General features: G+C 65.9%; 15 protein-coding genes, 6 tRNA genes and 2 pseudogenes. 7 read left to right on the top strand and 16 right to left on the bottom strand.

The features are described 5' to 3' along the window. Positions 1 to 39 precede the first annotated feature (39 nt). The 3 genes and pseudogenes from IDM45_RS04430 (at position 40) to IDM45_RS04420 (ending at position 4,722) form a co-directional block, all read left to right on the top strand. A pseudogene (locus IDM45_RS04430) lies at positions 40 to 886 on the top strand (integron integrase). A gap of 306 nt (positions 887 to 1,192) precedes the next feature. After that, positions 1,193 to 1,753, top strand: coding sequence for a recombinase family protein (locus IDM45_RS04425; RefSeq protein ID WP_003124096.1), 561 nt, complete (start codon positions 1,193 to 1,195; stop codon positions 1,751 to 1,753). Between the two features lie 2 nt (positions 1,754 to 1,755). Next, positions 1,756 to 4,722, top strand: a complete 2,967-nt coding sequence (locus IDM45_RS04420; protein WP_209421807.1) for a Tn3 family transposase — start codon at positions 1,756 to 1,758, stop codon at positions 4,720 to 4,722. A 114-nt stretch (positions 4,723 to 4,836) separates the two neighbouring features. On the opposite strand, the gene IDM45_RS04415 is transcribed toward IDM45_RS04420, so the two are convergent. Both IDM45_RS04415 and IDM45_RS04410 read right to left on the bottom strand, forming a co-directional pair. Further along, positions 4,837 to 7,029, bottom strand: coding sequence for a PhoX family protein (locus IDM45_RS04415; protein WP_209421806.1), 2,193 nt, complete (start codon positions 7,027 to 7,029; stop codon positions 4,837 to 4,839). 102 nt (positions 7,030 to 7,131) lie between these two features. Beyond that, positions 7,132 to 7,996, bottom strand: a protein-coding gene (locus IDM45_RS04410; RefSeq protein WP_209421805.1) for an IS5 family transposase whose coding sequence is annotated in 2 segments (ribosomal slippage) — positions 7,132 to 7,579 and positions 7,578 to 7,996 — 867 coding nt in all. Because the reading frame shifts where the segments join, the coding sequence is not laid out codon by codon here. A 179-nt stretch (positions 7,997 to 8,175) separates the two neighbouring features. Between IDM45_RS04410 and IDM45_RS17525 the strand changes: the two genes are divergently transcribed. From IDM45_RS17525 to IDM45_RS17515, 3 genes and pseudogenes are all read left to right on the top strand, one after another. After that, entirely contained in the window at positions 8,176 to 8,343 is a 168-nt protein-coding gene (locus IDM45_RS17525) for a hypothetical protein (protein WP_408631643.1), read from the top strand. Between the two features lie 38 nt (positions 8,344 to 8,381). After that, positions 8,382 to 8,522: pseudogene (locus tag IDM45_RS17520) on the top strand (DUF1513 domain-containing protein); the annotation flags it as partial. A 199-nt stretch (positions 8,523 to 8,721) separates the two neighbouring features. Beyond that, complete coding sequence (locus IDM45_RS17515; protein WP_232654429.1) at positions 8,722 to 9,252, top strand: hypothetical protein; 531 nt, start codon at positions 8,722 to 8,724, stop codon at positions 9,250 to 9,252. A 201-nt stretch (positions 9,253 to 9,453) separates the two neighbouring features. On the opposite strand, the gene IDM45_RS04395 is transcribed toward IDM45_RS17515, so the two are convergent. The 14 genes from IDM45_RS04395 to folC form a co-directional block, all read right to left on the bottom strand. Continuing rightward, positions 9,454 to 9,696 (bottom strand): hypothetical protein, encoded by a 243-nt coding sequence (locus IDM45_RS04395; RefSeq protein ID WP_209421803.1) that lies wholly within the window; start codon positions 9,694 to 9,696, stop codon positions 9,454 to 9,456. Further along, positions 9,693 to 10,175 carry a transposase domain-containing protein gene (locus tag IDM45_RS04390; protein WP_209421802.1) on the bottom strand — a complete coding sequence of 161 codons (483 nt, stop codon included), beginning with the start codon at positions 10,173 to 10,175 and terminating at the stop codon, positions 9,693 to 9,695. Before IDM45_RS04390 ends, IDM45_RS04395 begins: the two co-directional genes overlap by 4 nt. 191 nt (positions 10,176 to 10,366) lie before the next feature. After that, positions 10,367 to 10,443: transfer RNA gene (locus IDM45_RS04385), tRNA-Asp, on the bottom strand. A 49-nt stretch (positions 10,444 to 10,492) separates the two neighbouring features. After that, a tRNA-Glu gene (locus IDM45_RS04380) sits at positions 10,493 to 10,568 on the bottom strand. Positions 10,569 to 10,600: 32 nt separating this feature from the next. Continuing rightward, a tRNA-Ala gene (locus tag IDM45_RS04375) sits at positions 10,601 to 10,676 on the bottom strand. Positions 10,677 to 10,685: 9 nt separating this feature from the next. Then, positions 10,686 to 10,762, bottom strand: a tRNA-Asp gene (locus IDM45_RS04370). Between the two features lie 49 nt (positions 10,763 to 10,811). Beyond that, positions 10,812 to 10,887 (bottom strand) — tRNA-Glu (locus tag IDM45_RS04365). Positions 10,888 to 10,919: 32 nt separating this feature from the next. Next, positions 10,920 to 10,995: transfer RNA gene (locus IDM45_RS04360), tRNA-Ala, on the bottom strand. Between the two features lie 64 nt (positions 10,996 to 11,059). Further along, positions 11,060 to 12,472, bottom strand: a complete 1,413-nt coding sequence (gltX, locus tag IDM45_RS04355; RefSeq protein WP_209421801.1) for a glutamate--tRNA ligase — start codon at positions 12,470 to 12,472, stop codon at positions 11,060 to 11,062. 5 nt (positions 12,473 to 12,477) lie between these two features. Continuing rightward, positions 12,478 to 13,692: an O-succinylhomoserine sulfhydrylase gene (locus tag IDM45_RS04350; RefSeq protein ID WP_209421800.1), complete on the bottom strand. Its 1,215-nt coding sequence runs from the start codon at positions 13,690 to 13,692 to the stop codon at positions 12,478 to 12,480. 142 nt (positions 13,693 to 13,834) lie between these two features. Continuing rightward, entirely contained in the window at positions 13,835 to 15,343 is a 1,509-nt protein-coding gene (gene purF, locus IDM45_RS04345) for an amidophosphoribosyltransferase (protein ID WP_209421799.1), read from the bottom strand. A gap of 90 nt (positions 15,344 to 15,433) precedes the next feature. Beyond that, entirely contained in the window at positions 15,434 to 15,934 is a 501-nt protein-coding gene (locus IDM45_RS04340) for a CvpA family protein (protein WP_209421798.1), read from the bottom strand. Between the two features lie 78 nt (positions 15,935 to 16,012). After that, entirely contained in the window at positions 16,013 to 16,978 is a 966-nt protein-coding gene (locus IDM45_RS04335) for an SPOR domain-containing protein (protein WP_209421797.1), read from the bottom strand. A gap of 18 nt (positions 16,979 to 16,996) precedes the next feature. After that, the gene (gene folC, locus IDM45_RS04330; protein WP_209421796.1) at positions 16,997 to 18,334 is read right to left on the bottom strand and encodes a bifunctional tetrahydrofolate synthase/dihydrofolate synthase; all 1,338 of its coding nucleotides are present in this window, start codon (positions 18,332 to 18,334) and stop codon (positions 16,997 to 16,999) included. A 47-nt stretch (positions 18,335 to 18,381) separates the two neighbouring features. Here folC and IDM45_RS04325 point away from each other — a divergent pair, with 47 nt between their 5' ends. After that, entirely contained in the window at positions 18,382 to 18,765 is a 384-nt protein-coding gene (locus IDM45_RS04325) for a Spx/MgsR family RNA polymerase-binding regulatory protein (RefSeq protein WP_209421795.1), read from the top strand. Positions 18,766 to 18,897: the final 132 nt, after the last annotated feature.

Raw genomic sequence — 18,897 nt, 5'->3', positions numbered from 1 at the left:
CGAGGCATAGACTGTACAAAAAAACAGTCATAACAAGCCATGAAAACCGCCACTGCGCCGTTACCACCGCTGCGTTCGGTCAAGGTTCTGGACCAGTTGCGTGAGCGCATACGCTACTTGCATTACAGCTTACGAACCGAACAGGCTTATGTCCACTGGGTTCGTGCCTTCATCCGTTTCCACGGTGTGCGTCACCCGGCAACCTTGGGCAGCAGCGAAGTCGAGGCATTTCTGTCCTGGCTGGCGAACGAGCGCAAGGTTTCGGTCTCCACGCATCGTCAGGCATTGGCGGCCTTGCTGTTCTTCTACGGCAAGGTGCTGTGCACGGATCTGCCCTGGCTTCAGGAGATCGGAAGACCTCGGCCGTCGCGGCGCTTGCCGGTGGTGCTGACCCCGGATGAAGTGGTTCGCATCCTCGGTTTTCTGGAAGGCGAGCATCGTTTGTTCGCCCAGCTTCTGTATGGAACGGGCATGCGGATCAGTGAGGGTTTGCAACTGCGGGTCAAGGATCTGGATTTCGATCACGGCACGATCATCGTGCGGGAGGGCAAGGGCTCCAAGGATCGGGCCTTGATGTTACCCGAGAGCTTGGCACCCAGCCTGCGCGAGCAGCTGTCGCGTGCACGGGCATGGTGGCTGAAGGACCAGGCCGAGGGCCGCAGCGGCGTTGCGCTTCCCGACGCCCTTGAGCGGAAGTATCCGCGCGCCGGGCATTCCTGGCCGTGGTTCTGGGTTTTTGCGCAGCACACGCATTCGAACCGTGCAGGATCTGCTCGGCCATTCCGACGTCTCTACGACGATGATTTACACGCATGTGCTGAAAGTTGGCGGTGCCGGAGTGCGCTCACCGCTTGATGCGCTGCCGCCCCTCACTAGTGAGAGGTAGGGCAGCGCAAGTCAATCCTGGCGGATTCACTACCCCTGCGCGAAGGCCATCGGTGCCGCATCGAACGGCCGGTTGCGGAAAGTCCTCCCTGCGTCCGCTGATGGCCGGCAGCAGCCCGTCGTTGCCTGATGGATCCAACCCCTCCGCTGCTATAGTGCAGTCGGCTTCTGACGTTCAGTGCAGCCGTCTTCTGAAAACGACAATCCGGCGCTAAATCGTCAGAATAGAGTTGCCTTCCGAATTGATTGACATACGCCGTCAAGGGTCATAGATTTCTTCCTGACACATTTCCCTCAGGAGGATACCTTGCACGGTCAGCGCATCGGTTACGTCCGCGTCAGCAGCTTCGACCAGAACCCAGAACGGCAGCTCGAACAGATCCAGGTGGATAAAGTGTTCACCGACAAGGCGTCGGGCAAGGACACACGGCGGCCCGAACTGGAACGGCTGCTCGCCTTCGTGCGCGAAGGCGACACGGTCGTGGTGCACAGCATGGATCGTCTGGCGCGCAACCTCGACGACCTGCGCCGCCTGGTGCAGGGCCTCACCCAGCGCGGCGTACGCATCGAGTTCCTTAAGGAGCATTTGACCTTCACCGGCGAGGACTCGCCGATGGCGAACCTGATGCTGTCGGTAATGGGCGCGTTCGCCGAGTTCGAACGCGCCTTGATCCGCGAGCGGCAGCGCGAGGGCATCGCGCTCGCCAAGCAGCGCGGGGCCTACCGTGGCAGGAAGAAATCCCTGTCGTCTGAGCGTATTGCCGAACTGCGCCAACGTGTCGAGGCTGGCGAGCAAAAGACCAAGCTGGCTCGTGAATTCGGAATCAGTCGCGAAACCCTGTATCAATACTTGAGAACGGATCAGTAAATATGCCACGTCGTTCAATCCTGTCCGCCGCCGAGCGCGAAAGCCTGCTGGCGTTGCCGGACACCAAGGATGAGTTGATCCGTCACTACACGTTCAGCGAAACCGACCTCTCCATCATCCGGCAGCGGCGCGGCCCGGCCAACCGGCTGGGCTTCGCCGTGCAGCTCTGTTACCTGCGCTTTCCTGGTGTCATCCTGGGCGTCGATGAGCCGCCGTTTCCGCCCTTGTTGAAACTGGTCGCCGACCAGCTCAAGGTCAGCGTCGAAAGCTGGGACGAATACGGGCAGCGGGAGCAGACCCGGCGCGAGCACCTGGTCGAACTGAAAACGGTGTTCGGCTTCCAGCCCTTTACCATGGGCCACTACCGGCAGGCCGTCCAGTTGCTGACCGAGATGGCCTTGCAGACCGACAAGGGCATCGTGCTGGCCAGCACCTTGATCGAGCACCTGCGGCAGCAGTCGGTCATTCTGCCTGCCCTCAACGCCGTCGAGCGGGCGAGCGCCGAAGCAATCACCCGCGCCAACCGGCGCATCTACGATGCCTTGGCCGAACCGCTGTCGGACGCGCATCGCCGCCGCCTCGACGATCTGCTCAAGCGTCGGGACAACGGCAAAACGACCTGGCTGGCCTGGCTGCGCCAATCGCCCGTCAAACCGAATTCGCGGCACATGCTGGAACACATCGAACGCCTCAAAGCGTGGCAGGCGCTCGACCTGCCTTCTGGCATCGAGCGGTCGGTGCACCAGAACCGCCTGCTCAAGATCGCCCGTGAGGGTGGCCAGATGACGCCCGCCGACCTGGCCAAGTTCGAGGCGCAGCGACGCTATGCCACCCTGGTGGCGCTTGCCATCGAGGGCATGGCCACCGTCACCGACGAAATCATCGACCTGCACGACCGCATCCTGGGCAAGCTGTTCAACGCCGCCAAGAACAAGCATCAGCAGCAATTCCAGGCGTCCGGCAAGGCGATCAACGCCAAGGTGCGGCTGTTCGGCCGCATCGGCCAGGCGCTGATCGAGGCCAAGCAGGCGGGCCGCGATCCGTTCGCCGCCATCGAGGCCGTCATGTCCTGGGATGCCTTCGCCGAGAGCGTCACCGAAGCGCAGAAGCTTGCGCAGCCCGAGGACTTCGATTTCCTGCACCGCATCGGCGAAAGCTACGCCACGCTGCGCCGCTACGCGCCGGAATTCCTTGCCGTGCTCAAGCTGCGGGCCGCTCCCGCCGCGAAGGACGTGCTCGACGCCATCGAGGTGCTGCGCGGCATGAACAGCGACAACGCCCGCAAGGTGCCCGCCGACGCGCCGACCGAGTTCATCAAGCCGCGCTGGCAGAAGCTGGTCATGACCGACACCGGCATCGACCGGCGCTACTACGAACTGTGCGCGCTGTCGGAGATGAAGAACGCGTTGCGTTCCGGCGACATCTGGGTGCAGGGGTCGCGCCAGTTCAAGGACTTCGAGGACTACCTGGTGCCGCCCGCGAAATTCGCCAGCCTCAAGCAGGCCAGCGAATTGCCGCTGGCCGTGGCCACCGACTGCAACCGGTACCTGAACGACCGGCTGACGCTGCTGGAAACACAGCTTGCCACCGTCAACCGTATGGCGACGGCCAACGAGCTGCCGGACGCCATCATCACCGAGTCAGGCTTGAAGATCACGCCGCTCGACGCGGCGGTACCCGACACCGCCCAAGCGCTGATCGACCAGACGGCAATGATCCTGCCGCACGTCAAGATCACCGAACTGCTGCTGGAGGTGGACGAATGGACGGGCTTCACTCGGCATTTCGCGCATCTGAAATCGGGCGACCCGGCCAAAGACAAGAACCTGTTGCTGACCACGATCCTCGCCGACGCGATCAACCTGGGCCTGACCAAGATGGCGGAGTCTTGCCCCGGCACGACCTACGCCAAGCTGGCTTGGCTGCAAGCCTGGCACATCCGCGACGAAACCTACGGGGCGGCGCTGGCCGATCTGGTCAACGCACAGTTCCGCCATCCCTTCGCCGAGCACTGGGGCGACGGCACCACCTCATCGTCGGACGGCCAGAACTTCCGCACCGGCAGCAAGGCCGAGAGCACCGGCCACATCAACCCGAAATACGGGAGCAGCCCAGGGCGGACGTTCTACACCCACATTTCTGACCAGTACGCGCCATTTCACACCAAGGTCGTGAACGTCGGCGTGCGCGATTCGACCTACGTGCTCGACGGCCTGCTGTACCACGAGTCCGACTTGCGGATCGAGGAGCATTACACCGACACGGCGGGCTTCACCGATCACGTCTTCGCCCTGATGCACCTCCTGGGCTTCCGCTTCGCGCCGCGCATCCGCGACCTGGGCGACACCAAGCTCTACATCCCGAAGGGCGACGCCGCCTATGACGCGCTGAAACCCATGATCGGCGGCACGCTCAACATCAAGCACGTCCGCGCCCATTGGGACGAAATCCTGCGGCTGGCCACCTCGATCAAGCAGGGCACGGTGACGGCCTCCCTGATGCTCCGAAAGCTCGGCAGCTACCCACGCCAGAACGGCCTGGCCGTGGCGCTCCGCGAGCTGGGCCGCATCGAGCGCACGCTGTTCATCCTGGACTGGCTGCAAAGCGTGGAACTGCGCCGCCGCGTGCATGCCGGCCTGAACAAGGGCGAGGCGCGCAATGCGCTGGCCAGGGCAGTGTTTTTCAACCGCCTGGGTGAAATCCGCGACCGCAGTTTCGAGCAGCAGCGCTACCGGGCTAGCGGCCTCAATCTGGTAACGGCTGCCGTCGTGTTGTGGAACACGGTCTATCTGGAACGGGCTGCGCACGCGCTGCGTGGCAACGGCCATGCCGTTGATGACGCGCTGTTGCAGTACCTGTCGCCGCTCGGTTGGGAGCACATCAACCTCACCGGCGATTACCTCTGGCGCAGCAGCGCCAAGATCGGCGCGGGCAAGTTCAGGCCGCTACGACCGCTGCAACCGGCTTAGCGTGCTTTATTTTCCGTTTTCTGAGGCGACCCCTTTCAGAAAAACGTGCACACGCTGAACGCGTGTGCGATGGGCACGGCCCGGCCCCTGCACGAATGCACGAGGCCGGCTGCGTCAGACGCCTACGACGCCGCCGTCGATGCGGGTAATGACAATGGTGGCCGAGCGCGGGCGGGCACTGCCGCCGTCCGGCCAGTGGCTCTGGAACTTCGACGGGTCGCCGATGTCCGCGTCCTTGGTGTCCTCGCCCGGGTGCTGAATGTTCACGAAGATCGCACGGCCATCGCCCGACTCGGCGATGCCTGTGATCTCGCAACCCTTGGGGCCCACCAGGAAGCGCTTGAGCTGTGTGTCCTTCTCGCCGGGCCTGGCACCGACGATGGTGTCCTGGGTGCGCGTGGTGTCGCCGCTCTTGTTGGTCAGAGTCTTCTTGCCGCCATCGCCCACCTTGCCCGGCACGGCAGCCAGCATCATGCAGTTGGTCACGTCGGTGTAGGCGCCATCGTCGGTCTGCAGCCAGGCCAGACCAGCCGAGGCCTGGCTGAACCACAGGCCGTCGGGGCTGGAGAAATCGTTGTCGGCCGTCAGGCCGGAGACGTTGACGTCGGCGCCAGCCGTGGAGCGCGCGCCGAACAGGTATACGTCCCAGGTGAATGTGGTGCCGGCGTTGCCCGCACTTTCGGCGAAGCGCACGATGTGGCCGTTGGGATTGCCGGTCTGCGCCGTCTGCGCCGCACCCTTGGGGTCGTTGTAGAAGCGCGGGTTGGCGGCGTCGGTCTTGTCGATTGGGCGCGACGAGGCATTGGTGTTGGTCAGCGTCACGTAGACGTCGCCCGTTTTGGGATGGACAGCAGTCCACTCGGGGCGATCCATCTTGGTAGCGCCCGCCGCATCGGCGGCCAGCCGCGCGTGCAGCACCACGTCGGCCTGGTCGGTGAAGCCGTAAGCGGCGTTGGACGAGGTGATGCCATGCTTGCCCAGCGCCAGCTCCAGCCACTCGCCCGTTCCGTCGGCCTTGAACCGGGCCACGTAGAGCCGGCCATCGTCCATGTACTTGTCGCCGGCAGCCAGGCCGCCGGTGGCATCCTGCGGATCCCAGTTCTTGTTGGAGACGTATTTGTAGATGTACTCGTTGCGCGCGTCGTCGCCCATGTACCACACCAGAGGCTTGCCGGCCTGCACTAGGCCCAGGCACGCGCCTTCGTGGCCGAAGCGGCCCAGCGCGGTGCGCTTGCGTGGCGTGCTGTCCGGCGTGAAGGGATCGATCTCCACCACCCAGCCATAGGTGTTGTGGGCATTGCGATAGTCGGCGGTGGCGGCCTCGCCCTTCACGTCAAGGTTCCAGCGATCGAAAGTATCCTGCTGCTCGGCATCGGCAGCGCCTTGCGTGGTTCCCCACAGTCCGTAGAACTCCTGCGGGCCCACGCCGTAGCGCTTGATGGCGGCCAGCTCGCGCGCGGAGCGATGGGCATTGTCGCTGGCCGGAGTGCGGTAGAAGTAGCCGTACCAGTTTTCCTCGCAGGCCAGGTAGGTGCCCCAGGGCGTGGTGCCGTTGGCGCAGTTGTTCACCGTGCCGCGCGTGCGCGTGCCGTTGGCCGAGTAGCGGGTCTTGACCGCATCCACGCCGCGCGCAGGGCCCGACAGCTCCATGGGCGTCAGCGTATGGACACGGCGGTTGAACGCCGAGTCTTGCTTGTAGCGCCACTTGCCATCAGACCCCTTGGCAGTCTCGATCACGCTCACGCCGTGCAGGTAGAACTCGCGCACTACTTCGCTGGGCACGGTGCGCTGGCCCTTGACGACCGTACGCCCGGCAGGGTGCAGGAAAACGGGGGTCAGCGACTCGTGGTTCATCACCAGCAGACCGCGGTCGCTGGCCTTGGCATCCCACCTGCCGTTGGCGCCCACGCCGAACCAGGTCATGCCGTCATGATGGTCGCCCGCGCGGCGGTCGTAGGTCGCCGGATCGTCCGTGCCGTCGTTCTTGTAGGGTGCCACGCCGGCAGCGATCGGATCGCCCAGGCGGTAGAGCACGCTGGCGGTATAGCCCGCAGGTACGGTGACCGCATCGGCCAGGCTCTTGGCCACGGGATTGAAGCCCAGCTTCAGGCCTGCCGCCGGGGGAGCCGGATCATCGTCGCCACCGCCACCGCCACATGCGACCAGCGCCATGCTGCCCAGCATGGCGCCGCCCGCCGTGGCGAAGCTGCCGCGCAACAGGTTGCGGCGGCTCAGGCGCGCATCGACCACCGTGGCAAACGACGGGTTGTCGGTGGTGTTGTAGCCGATGTCATCGGGATCGATCATGAAGTTCCTCGTGTGGGTTGTGCAAACCCGCCCAGCGTAGGAAAGCCCCATGACAGTAGTGTGACCCCCTGAAGTCGATTCGCTATAGCCAATATTAAGGATTTATCCGTAAATAATATTAACGGGCAGGTGGATTTTCCGCAGCGCGATGATGGCGGCGGCGAGATGGTTGAGTGCGAGGAACGTGTGCTCCAGCTTCTCGTAGCGCACCAGTAATTTCCTGAACCGGTTGAACCAGCCATGGCAAGCCTGCACAACCCAACGGCGCGCTTTTTTCTTCGGATCACGCTTTTTGTGCTCTGCCTCGCTTTTGCGGCCCACCACATGCGGGATATAGCCGTGGGCCACAATGATCTTCATGGCGTTCTTGCCCCGGTAGCCCGCATCAGCACATAGGTGCTTGCTGCGCCGCTGCTTGGGCGTGGGGCGTTTGACCATGCAGCAAGACAACACGGCCTCAAGTTGCGTCACGTCGTGCGCGTTCGCCCCGGTCACGACGAGCGACAACGGGACGCCACGCCCGTCCACCAACAGGTGACGCTTGCTGCCTTTTTTTTCCCCGATCCGTCGGGTTGCGCCCCACAGCTTCCTGCGCCAAGGGCGCCTTGAACATGGCGCCGTCGATGCTCTGCCAGCGCCAGGCGATGCCTTCACAGTCGTCGTATTCGGCCAGCCCTGCCTTCCACAGGTTCTCGAAGAACCCGGCCTTGGACCACAGCATGAACTTGTGATGGATCGCGCTGGCGCTGCCAAAGCGTTCAGCCGGCAGCGCCTTCCACTGGCAGCCTGTGCGCAGCACATACATGATGGCCTCGAACACCAGCCGTGGCGGTTTTGCGGGGCGGCCCGCCCCGGCTGCGCGTTCGTAGTGCTTGCCTGGATCGCGCACTGGCTGTGGCACCAGCGGCTCTACCAGTTTCCAGAACTCGTCCGTTACCTCCCACGAATTGGCATGCGCCTTGGCCATTTATCGCTCCTTCGTCGCATCACGGGCGACTCGGGAGAATTTTAATTTACGGACAAATCCTAATGATTGTTCTCACTCTCGCAATGCTGCTTCTTCACTGCATCGCCCTGGAGTCACCCATATCCCGCCCGTCGATCCGCACTGCCGCCCATGCACAGGCACCGGCTGCGGCACCCGCCATGGCAGGCCTAGCCATGAGCGTCCAGGCCGTGGTGGTGCAGTACGCCGCCCTGGTGCATGCCAACTACGCCGGCACGCTGGCGGCGGCCCGGGCGATGCAGACGGCCATCGAGGCATTCACCGCCAAGCCTTCGGAGCAGACACTGGCCCAGGCGCGCAAGAGCTGATCCGGGACGGCGCCACGCTCATCGTCGCCAACGGCGGCGTGCCCAGCGCGCCCGAGACCAGCCGCGTCAAGCGCGACCTGCACACCATGAACTCATCCCTGGTGCGCCTCGATGGCGATACCGGCGCGCTGCTCGGCCGATGGCGCCTGCACGACCCGCGCCTGAGACTGCGACATCTGGCTGGGCACCCAGGCCGCAAAGTCCTCGGCATCGCGCTGCAGGCTAAGCACGATGACACATCCGCCCAGCACGCCGAACGCGGGCGAAACCGGCATCCGCGGCTATGGCGGCAGCATCGCCGCCACGCCCGATGGCCGGGCGGTGAGCCGTCCATAGGCCAACGGCATCGCCACGTTCACGCCGAATGGCAAATGGCAAATGGCAAATGGCGCGCCCTGGTGCCGCTGCCCGAGGTCTGCGCGCTGGCCGTGGACGGGCGCCAGCCTGCACGATGCGCTGGGGGCCAGCCTTGCCTACGCCCCCACGCCGCCGGCCTGCAAGGCGCACGGCTGGACAATCATTGCTTGGTTTACCAATGAAAAACGGCTCCACCCCTTGTGCAGCAAGCGCTGGCAGCTATCTTTTTTGAAATCATCCATTGCGCCAGTGTTTGTGCTGCATCACGTCGCCCGCTATGCGCGCAGCGACTTGAGCATCAGCCTGGAGTTCGGGCATGCCGAATTTCCGCAGGAACGCCACGTCCCCGCTGCCCAGTTCATGCAGCGCGACCAACTGGCAGCCACGAAGCAGCGCATCCCGCACGATTGCGTCGATGGGAGCCGTTATCTGCAGTCCAGGGCGCTTGCCGGAATGGCAGAGCTAATGGCGAGCTTTCAAAGACTTGCCAGAGCGCAGCATGGTGACCGCCCTGCACAAGCACACCCGTGCCACGCCAGCCCTACCGGGTGAAATGGCCGCCAGTCTGCTGCGAGATGCGATAGGCGCTCTGCGGCGGGTACGAAGCAGCCCTTTCCGCTGAATAGCCCTTCAAGGTGCTGACCACACAGTCGTTCAAGGCGCTGCTTCGTGCCCAGGAATTACATCTGCAGCCGGCAGCGGCGGCGCAAGTCGGAAATGGAAAAAAACCGTCCGCAGGCCAATGGCACCCAGTCAATGGCTGGGCAGTTGTGCGTACAGTTTCCTGGCGCGTGGCGACACGGGTATGCGGATCAGCCAATCGCCTTCGCCCAAGGTCTGCACCACCTCATAACGCAGATTGTCCTTGGCACGCATGAGCCAGTGGCGCTGCTCGCCCGCTTGGCTCCACTGCAGCAGGAAAGCGGCGCTGAAGTAGGCACGCCCGAACAAGGTAATCGAATGATCCAGACCGCGCAGTTCGGCTGACAGCGTCAACTGGCCACAGCCATACTCCCCGAGCCGGACATCGAGCAGTTCATGGCTGTCGGTATCCGGCAGGCACACGGCGCGCGCACTGGGCCAGGGCTGGGGGCCGTATTGCGTCTGGCGGTTACCGCCACTGTCCGGGGCCGACCAGACCACACCATCGCGACCGCCAGTACACGCAAATCCTCTGCGCGCACCACAGGAGAGCGGCCGCAGGCCTGGGTCAGCACAGCGCACAAATGCTCCATGGGCTCGGTCTCCAGCCGCTGGCACGCCGGCACGCTGGTGCTAGGTACGGGCAGTTCCTTGCCATCGAGCGTCAGCGCCATCTCCTGCACCACTTGCCACAGCGGCCTATGGCGAAGCAGCGCCAGCTCGATCACCAGCCATACGGCATGTTCGGCGGGCAGCTTGCATCGGCGCACCGATGCGTTGCCCATGGCATCCAGCGCTTGCTCTATCCAGGCCGGATCCAGCAATGCGCTCAACTCGGCTATCTATCCCACTGGCAGGAAGGGCCTCCCGCATCTCGTTCAGGGTGGTCTGCAGCAGGCCCAAAGCAAAAAGGGAACATGGTTAACATGTTCCCTTTTTAGACCAAGTCAGCCTCGCCCGGCTTAACTGACTGGCATTGACCCAAATGCGGCTTTTTCAAACCAGTGGCTTGAAAGGGTATTGATGGCGGAGTGGACGGGACTCGAACCCGCGACCCCCGGCGTGACAGGCCGGTATTCTAACCGACTGAACTACCACTCCGCGTCGGTAGCTGCTTTGCGACTGTTGCCAGTCCAAGTGCAGCCAAACTTGGCGACCCTACGGGGATTCGAACCCCGGTACCCACCGTGAAAGGGTGGTGTCCTAGGCCTCTAGACGATAGGGTCAAAACCTAAGAACTTCACGTTCAATTGTTCAGTGGTGGAGGTAAACGGGATCGAACCGATGACCTCTTGCATGCCATGCAAGCGCTCTCCCAGCTGAGCTATACCCCCAAAAACCTATGGCGGAGTGGACGGGACTCGAACCCGCGACCCCCGGCGTGACAGGCCGGTATTCTAACCGACTGAACTACCACTCCGCGTCGGTAGCTGCTTTGCGACTGTTGCCAGTCCAAGTGCAGCCAAACTTGGCGACCCTACGGGGATTCGAACCCCGGTACCCACCGTGAAAGGGTGGTGTCCTAGGCCTCTAGACGATAGGGTCAAAACCTAAGAACTTCACGTTCAATTGTTCAGTGGTGGAGGTAAACGGGATCGAACCGATGACCTCTTGCATGCCATGCAAGCGCTCTCCCAGCTGAGCTATACCCCCACTCAGATGCCAAAGCAATTGCTTGTCTTCGTCATCTGCTGAGCCTCGAATTATAGACAGGTTTTCAGCTGTTTTTCAAACGTGTGAGAATTTTTTCGCGCCCAAGCAATTCCAGCACCGCATCCACCGATGGCGTGTGCGCCGTGCCCAGGGTCAGCACGCGCACCGGCATGGCCAGCTGCGGCATCTTGGCGCCCTGCTCCTTGAGGACTTGCTTGATGGCAGCGGCAATCGCCTCCCGGCTCCACTCGACGGCGGCAATGGCGACGGCAAACGCCTCCAGCAGCGCAGCCGGCGCATCGGCCAGGTGTTTGGCGACATCCTCGGCATTGCGCTCGACAGTCTCCACATAGAACAGCCGTGCCCAGCGCGCCAGATCGACCAGCGTCTCGCAGCGATCCTTGAACAGCGCGCAAATGCGCGGCAGGCGATCGTCGGCGTCCAGCTGCGCCTCGCTCACGCCGGCCTGCAGCAGGAAGGGCCGCACCAATCCGGCCAGGCGTGCGTCATCCAGTGCCTTCAGGTGCTGGGCATTGACCCAGCGCAGCTTGGCCTCGTCGAACTGGCCGGCGCTCCTGCCCAGGTGATCCAGGTCGAACCATTCGAGGAATTGCGCGCGCGAGAAGATCTCGTCGTCGCCGTGGCTCCAGCCCAGGCGCGCCAGGTAGTTGACCATGGCGTCGGGCAGATAGCCCTCGGCGCGGTACTGCGTCACCGCCTTGGCGCCGTTTCTCTTGCTCATCTTCTCGCCCTGCTCGTTGAGCACCGTGGGCAGGTGGGCAAAGGTCGGCACCGCCGCGCCCAGCGCCTCGAAGATGTGGATCTGGCGCGGCGTGTTGTTCACATGGTCGTCGCCCCGGATGACATGGGTGATGCCCATGTCCATGTCGTCCACGCAGACGCAGAAGTTGTAGGTCGGCGTGCCGTCAGGCCGGGCGATGACCAAGTCATCGAGCTCGCTGTTCTGGAATTCGATGCGGCCCTTGCACTTGTCGTCCCAGGCGACGATGCCGTCCCTGGGCGTCCTGAAGCGCAGCACTGGCTGCACGCCCTCGGGCACGGGCGGCAAGGTCTTGCCCGCTTCTGGCCGCCAGGTGCCGTCGTAGCGCGGCTTTTCCTTGGCCGCCGTCTGGCGCTCGCGCAGGGCATCCAGCTCGGCCACACTCATGTAGCAGGGATAGACATGGCCGCTGGCGACCAGCTGCGCCAGCACTTCGCGGTAGCGCTCCATGCGCTGCATCTGGAAGAACGGCCCCTCGTCGATATCGAGTTCGAGCCACTCCATGCCTTCCAGGATGACATCCACGGCAGCCTGGCTGGAGCGCTCGACATCCGTGTCCTCGATGCGCAGGATGAAATCGCCCCCCTGCGCACGCGCAAAGGCCCAGGGATAGAGCGCCGAGCGGATGTTGCCCAGGTGGATGAAGCCCGTCGGCGACGGGGCGAAGCGGGTGCGGATGCGTTGCGGAGTCGTCATTGTCGTCATGCCAGTGTGTCCAGGCCGCGCAGCAGGTCGGCCTTGAGGTCGTCGAGGTGTTCCAGGCCCACGGAGACGCGGATCAGGCCCTGGCCGATGCCGGCAGCGCGCCGCTGCTCCTCGCTCAGGCGCCCGTGCGAGGTGCTGGCCGGATGGGTGATGGTGGTCTTGACATCGCCCAGGTTGGCGGTAATGGAGCACACGCGGGTGCTGTCGATGACGTGGAAGGCGTTGGCGCGCAGCTGCTCGCTGCCCTGCCCCGCCACGTCGAAGGCCAGCACCGGCCCGCCCAGGCCGCCCTGCTGGCGCATGGCAAGCTGGTGCTGCGGGTGGCTGGCCAGGCCCGAGTAATGCACATGGGCCACCTGGGGATGCTGCGCCAGCCACTGCGCCAGCTCCAGGGCTGCGGCGCTTTGCGCGCGCACGCGCAGGCCCAGTGTCTCCAGGCCCTTGAGCACCACCCAGGCGTTGAAGGGCGACAGGTTCAGCCCGGCGCTGCGCATGAAGGGGCCCATGATCTTGTCCACCAGCGCGGCGCTGCCGCACACGGCGCCGGCCATGACGCGGCCCTGGCCCTCCAGGATCTTGGTGCCCGAATAGACCACCAGATCGGCGCCCAGCTCGGCCGGGCGCTGCAGCACCGGCGAGCAAAAGCTGTTGTCCACGGCCAGCAGCAGGCCGTGCGCGTGGGCAATGCCCGCCAGCGCGGCGATGTCGCACAGGTCGCCCAGCGGGTTGGTCGGCGTCTCGGCAAACAGCAGCCGGGTGTTGGGGCGGATGGCCGCCTCCCAGGCCTGCGTGTCGGTCTGCGAGACGAAACTCGTCTCGATGCCAAAGCGAGCCATCTCGCTGCCCAGCAGCTTGAGCGTCGAGCCGAACATGGACTGCGAGGCCACGACGTGGTCGCCGCTCTTGAGCACGGTGAGCGCCATGAGCAGGATGGCCGACATGCCGGTGCTGGTGGCCACGGCGCACTCCGTGCCCTCCATGGCAGCCAGGCGGCGCTCGAAGCTGGCCACCGTCGGGTTGGCCGTGCGGGTGTAGGTGTAGCCCAGCTCGGCATTGGCAAAGCGCTGCGCCGCCGTCTCGCAATCGCTTTGCACGAAGCTGCTGGTCAGGTACAGGGCCTCGCTGTGCTCGCCCCACTGGCTGCGCGCGGTGGCCTCGCGCACGGCCAGGGTCTCGGGATGCAGGCCTTCAGGCAGGCTGGAAGAAGTCACGGGACAATCCTTGCTTCAAAAACAATAGCTATCAGCGCTTGCCTGGCAAGGATTTCAGCATCAAAACCATCTGAAACCCTTGTCTGACAAGCGGTGGCAGCTCCTTTTTCAGGAGTGCCATGCAAGCACGGCAGTGCTGCCCTCAGGCCCCATCGGCATTGGGCAGCGACAGGCGCGAGGTGTCCTCGCCCTCGTCGTCGGCGCTGTGGTTGCGCCCGGCGTTGAGCGCCATCACAGCCTCGTCCGAGATATCGCCCGTGACGTAGCAGCCGTCGAAGCACGAGGCCTCGAAGCCTTGCACCTGCGCATTGATGCTGCCCACCGTGTGCTTCATGGCCTGCACGTCCTGGTAGATCAGCGCATCGGCGCCGATCCACTGGCGGATCTCCTCGACGCTGCGGCCATGCGCGATCAGCTCCTCGCGCGTGGGCATGTCGATGCCATAGACGTTGGGGTGGCGCACCGGCGGCGCGGCGGAGGCCAGATAGACCTTGGTGGCGCCGGCGTCGCGCGCCATCTGCACGATCTCGCGCGAGGTGGTGCCGCGCACGATGGAGTCGTCCACCAGCAGCACGCGCCGGCCCTTGAACTCGCTGCCTATGGTGTTGAGCTTTTGACGCACGGATTTCTTGCGCGTGGCCTGGCCCGGCATGATGAAGGTGCGGCCCACGTAGCGGTTCTTGACGAAGCCCTCGCGGTAGGGCAGGCCCAGCTTTTGCGCCAGCTGCATGGCGCTGGGGCGGCTCGATTCGGGCACCGGGATGATGGCGTCGATCTCGCTGGGCGGCACGGTGGAGACCACGCGCTTGGCCAGCGTCTCGCCCATGTTCAGGCGCGCCTGATAGACCGAGATGCCGTCCATGACCGAGTCGGGCCGGGCGAGGTACACGTACTCGAACATGCACGGATACAGCTGGCTGGAGGCCGCGCATTGCCGGGCCTCGATGCGGCCATCGGGATGCACGAAGACCGCCTCGCCCGGCGCCACGTCGCGCTCGAGCTGGTGCAGCGTGCCCTCCAGCGCCACCGACTCGCTGGCCAGCATCACGCTGGCGTCGCTGCTGCGCCCCAGGCACAGCGGGCGGATGCCGAAGGGGTCACGAAACGCCAGCAGGCCATAGCCGGCGATCAGCGCAATCACCGCATACGAACCCCGGACGCGCTGATGCACGGCGCGCACGGCGGCGAACACGTCGTCGCTGGTGAGCGGCGCGCCCCGGCTGGCGCGGGCGATCTCGTGCGCCAGCACGTTGAGCAACACCTCGGAGTCGCTCTCGGTGTTGGTGTGGCGGTGGTCGGTGTCGGCCAGTTCGCGGCGCAGCTGGCGGGCGTTGGTCAGGTTGCCGTTGTGCACCATGACGATGCCAAACGGTGCATTGACGTAAAACGGCTGGGCCTCCTCCTCGCTGGAGGCGCTGCCTGCCGTCGGGTAGCGCACTTGGCCCAGCCCGCTGCTGCCCGGCAGCGCCCGCATGTTGCGCGTGCGAAACACGTCGCGCACCATGCCGCGGGCCTTGTGCATGAAGAACTTGCGCCCTTCCTGGGTGACGATGCCGGCGGCATCCTGGCCACGGTGCTGCAGCAGCAGCAGCGCGTCATAGATGAGCTGGTTGACGGGATGGGCGCTGACCACGCCGACGATTCCACACATAGGGAGTTTCTCGTGCTGTTTGGGTTGCAGTTGCAGTTGCCGCAGGGCTGCGCGCAGCAGCCCCGCAAGGGATTCATGCCGGCGCTGCCATCAAGGCCCTGACCACGTGGGCAGATTGCGGCCCAGCGCTTCGGGCAAGGCCGGCTGCAGGCTTTGCAGCGCCAGCTGCAGCAGCGGCGCGCCCTGGGACTGGCGCCACCACAGGGCATCGGCCATCTGCAGCCAGCCGACCACCAGCGCCAGCGCCAGCAGCGCCAGCAGCCCGCGCACGATGCCGAATAGCGCCCCCAGCGCGCGGTCTGCCGGGCGCAGGCCGACGGCATCGACCAGCTTGCGCACCAGGGCCGTCAGCAGGCCGAAGGCAAACACCGCCGCCACGAACACCAGTGCGAAGCCGGCGGCGTGGCGCCAGGCAGCGTCCCAGCCCTGCAGCGGCAGCCAGGCCCCGGCATCCGCCGCCAGCCACTGCGCCGCGACAAAGGCCACGGCCCAGCCGAGCAGCGACAGCAGCTCGAACACCAGGCCGCGCCAGGCGCCGATCAGCAGCGAGGCGGCCAGCACGGCCAGGAAAAGCCAGTCCAGCGCCGTCATACGCATCCTTGCCGTTTGCGGTGTCCATGGCCTGCCGGTTCCATCTGCACGTCCTGCACATCCTGCGCGCAAGGCCGTTCACTGCGGCAGCACCGAGCCGGCCAGGCCGATGGCCCGAGCGCGCTCGGCGGCGCGGTCGGCCTCGGCGCGGCTGGAGTACGGGCCCAGGCGCACCCGGGTGCGGCTGCCGTCGCGGGTCTGGACGGTCTGGGTATGCGCCCGCAGGCCCGAGCGCTCCAGCTTGCCCTGCACCTCGCGCGCCTTGTCGGCATCGGCAAAGGCGCCGACCTGGACGACGAAGCGGCTGGCCTGCGCCACCTCGCTGCGCGCCGGCGCGGCGGCGGGCGGGCTGCGGCCTTCCAGCAGGGCGCGGGCGCGGCTGGCCTCGTCGCTGTTGACGGGCCGGGGTGCAGGCGCAGGCGCAGGCGCAGGCTCAGGCCGGGGTGCAGGCTTGGGTGCCGGAGCCGGTGCCGGCTCCGGTCTCGGGGCCGGCTTTGGCTCTGGCCTGGGTGCAGGCACGGGCTCGGGCTTTGCAACCGGCTTTGGCTCGGGCCTGGGTTCTGTCTTGGGCGCGGGGGGAGGCGGCAGTGGCGGCACCGGCGCCATGGCCGCTGGAGGGGGCACCGGGATGGCCGGAATCGCTGGGGTGGCCGGGGTGGGCGCTGCCGGCTGGCTGCTGCGCTCGGGCGCGGCGAGCAGTTCCTCGCCGGGCGCCAGGCCGGCAGCCGCGCCGGCGTGCGGCTGCCCATCCTGGGGCAGCACCAGCGGCGCGACCTTGTTGCGGTCGGGAATGTCGATGGCTACGTTGACCGGCACCGGGCGCGGCTGCGAGTCGAACAGCAGCGGAAAGCCGACCACGCCGGCCAGCACCAGCACGGCAGCGCCAATCAGGCGGTGGCGCGCACGCCGGCGCATATCCTCCACGCTGGGAGCCTGGGCAGTGCGCGAAGCGGTGGCGGAAGAAGACGCGCGCCTGGAAGGCCTGACACCGTCTGCCTGGGGCGGCGGCTGCCTGCCGGGCCAGCGGAACTTGAAAAATGCCATGGACAGGGGGAAAGTCGGCTATGCGCCCAGATGCTTGGCCTGCAGCCGGGGCACCCCCTGCTGGAGCACGCCGCCCACCGTGTAGAACGAGCCAAAGACGACGATTCTATCAGTCGGCTGCGCCGCCTCCAGGGCGGCGTCCAGCGCCTGCTGCGGGCTGGCATGGGTGCTCGTGGGCACCTCGCGCCGGGCGCCGGCGGCCATCTGCAGCGCGTGCCACTTGTGCTGCAGCTGCTGCGCCGAAAGCGCCCGCGGCGTGGGCAGGTCGGTGAAATACCAGCGGTCGATGATGGGCGCGACCTTGGCCAGCATGGGCGCCAAGTCCTTGTCGGCCATGGCGCCGAACACCGCGTGCGTGGCCGGGAAAAAGCCCATGGCATCCAGATTGGCCGCCAGCGCCGCTGCCGAATGCGGGTTGTGCGCGACATCGAGCACCAGCGCCGGCTGGCCCGGCACGATCTGGAAGCGCCCGGGCAGCTCGACATGGGCCAGACCCAGGCGCACCGCCTGCGCCGTGACCGGCAGGCGCTGGCGCAGCGCTTCGAGCGCCGCCAGCGCGCCCGAGGCGTTGATGAGCTGGTTGGCGCCGCGCAGCGCCGGATAGGCCAGGCCGGCGTAGCGCCGCCCGCGCCCGGCCCAGGCCCACTGCTGCTTGTCGCCCGAGAAGTTGAAGTCCTGCCCGAAGCGCCACAGGTCGGCGCCGATGTCCTGTGCGTGCGCCAGCACGCTTGCGGGCGGCATGGGGTCGCTGACCACCACGGGCCGGCCGGCGCGCATGATGCCGGCTTTTTCGCGGCCAATGCTCTCGCGGTCGGCGCCCAGGTACTCGACGTGATCGACATCCACGCTGGTGATGACGGCGCAGTCGGCATCGACGATGTTGGTGGCATCGAGCCGCCCACCCAGGCCGACCTCCAGGATGGCCACGTCCAGCCCGGCCTGGCTCATCAGCCGCAGGATGGCCAGCGTCGTGAACTCGAAATAGGTCAGCGAGATGGACTCCCCGCCCTGGGTGCGCGCATCCTCCACGGCCTGGAAGTGCGCCACCAGATCGGCGCCCGCCACTGGCGCGCCCTGAATGCGGCAGCGCTCCTCGAAATGCACCAGGTGCGGCGAGGAATAGACCCCGGTGCGCCAGCCGGCCTCGCGGCAGATGGCGTCCAGCATGGCGCAGGTCGAACCCTTGCCGTTGGTGCCGGCCACGGTGATGACCGGGCAATCGAAGGCCAGCCGCAGCCGGCGCGCAACCTCGCCCACGCGCGCCAGGCCCATGTCGATGTTGGCGGGATGGAGCTGCTCGCAGTGCTGCAGCCAGTCGGTCAGGGTGTGGAGGTGGGCGGTGTGGGCGGTTTCCATGGCGGGCGCGATTGTCGCGCAGCAGCGCCTGGCCCATGATGGCGGCCATGAGTACCCCCACCATCACCCTGTACGGCATTGCCAACTGCGACACCGTCAAGAAGGCCCGCGCCTGGCTGGCCGCACGCGAGCTGCCCCACACCTTTCACGACTACAAAAAGCACGGCGTGCCGGCTGCGCAGCTGCAGCGCTGGCTGGCTGCGCTGGGGCCGCAGCGCCTGCTCAACCGCCGCGGCACGACCTGGCGGCGCCTGGATGCTGCCGCCCAGGCCCGGGCCGATGATCCGGCCCAGCTGGCCGCGCTGCTGTGCGAGCAGCCCTCGCTGATCCGCCGGCCCGTGGCCGAATGGGAGGGCGCGCAGGGCGATGCCGTGACCGTGGGCTTTGACGAGGCCGAGTGGAACCAACGCCTGGCTGCCCGTTCCCAATAGAGACAGAGAGACAGCACAACACGTGCCGGCGCATTTACGCATCTTTACCTGCGCCAGCAGCCAGCTTCACGCCGGGCGGCGAAACTTTTGCCACCCCTCGTGCGTTAGCTGCCGACCCCATCTGTGCCGACC

The sequence above is a fragment of the Melaminivora jejuensis genome, from assembly GCF_017811175.1.
GTDB lineage: Bacteria > Pseudomonadota > Gammaproteobacteria > Burkholderiales > Burkholderiaceae_C > Melaminivora > Melaminivora jejuensis.
Note: the sequence above shows the minus strand (reverse complement) of the source record. Positions and strands in the feature narration are given on the sequence as shown.

Bases quoted from the DNA above. Each gene is read 5' to 3' on its own strand.
- IDM45_RS04335 (WP_209421797.1), bottom strand. From the start codon at position 16,978: ATGGCATTTTTCAAGTTCCGCTGGCCCGGCAGGCAGCCGCCGCCCCAG.
- IDM45_RS04415 (WP_209421806.1), bottom strand. From the start codon at position 7,029: ATGATCGATCCCGATGACATCGGCTACAACACCACCGACAACCCGTCG.
- IDM45_RS04340 (WP_209421798.1), bottom strand. From the start codon at position 15,934: ATGACGGCGCTGGACTGGCTTTTCCTGGCCGTGCTGGCCGCCTCGCTG.
- purF (WP_209421799.1), bottom strand. From the start codon at position 15,343: ATGTGTGGAATCGTCGGCGTGGTCAGCGCCCATCCCGTCAACCAGCTC.
- IDM45_RS17515 (WP_232654429.1), top strand. From the start codon at position 8,722: ATGGCAAATGGCGCGCCCTGGTGCCGCTGCCCGAGGTCTGCGCGCTGG.
- folC (WP_209421796.1), bottom strand. From the start codon at position 18,334: ATGGAAACCGCCCACACCGCCCACCTCCACACCCTGACCGACTGGCTG.
- gltX (WP_209421801.1), bottom strand. From the start codon at position 12,472: ATGACGACTCCGCAACGCATCCGCACCCGCTTCGCCCCGTCGCCGACG.
- IDM45_RS04420 (WP_209421807.1), top strand. From the start codon at position 1,756: ATGCCACGTCGTTCAATCCTGTCCGCCGCCGAGCGCGAAAGCCTGCTG.
- IDM45_RS04325 (WP_209421795.1), top strand. From the start codon at position 18,382: ATGAGTACCCCCACCATCACCCTGTACGGCATTGCCAACTGCGACACC.
- IDM45_RS17525 (WP_408631643.1), top strand. From the start codon at position 8,176: ATGGCAGGCCTAGCCATGAGCGTCCAGGCCGTGGTGGTGCAGTACGCC.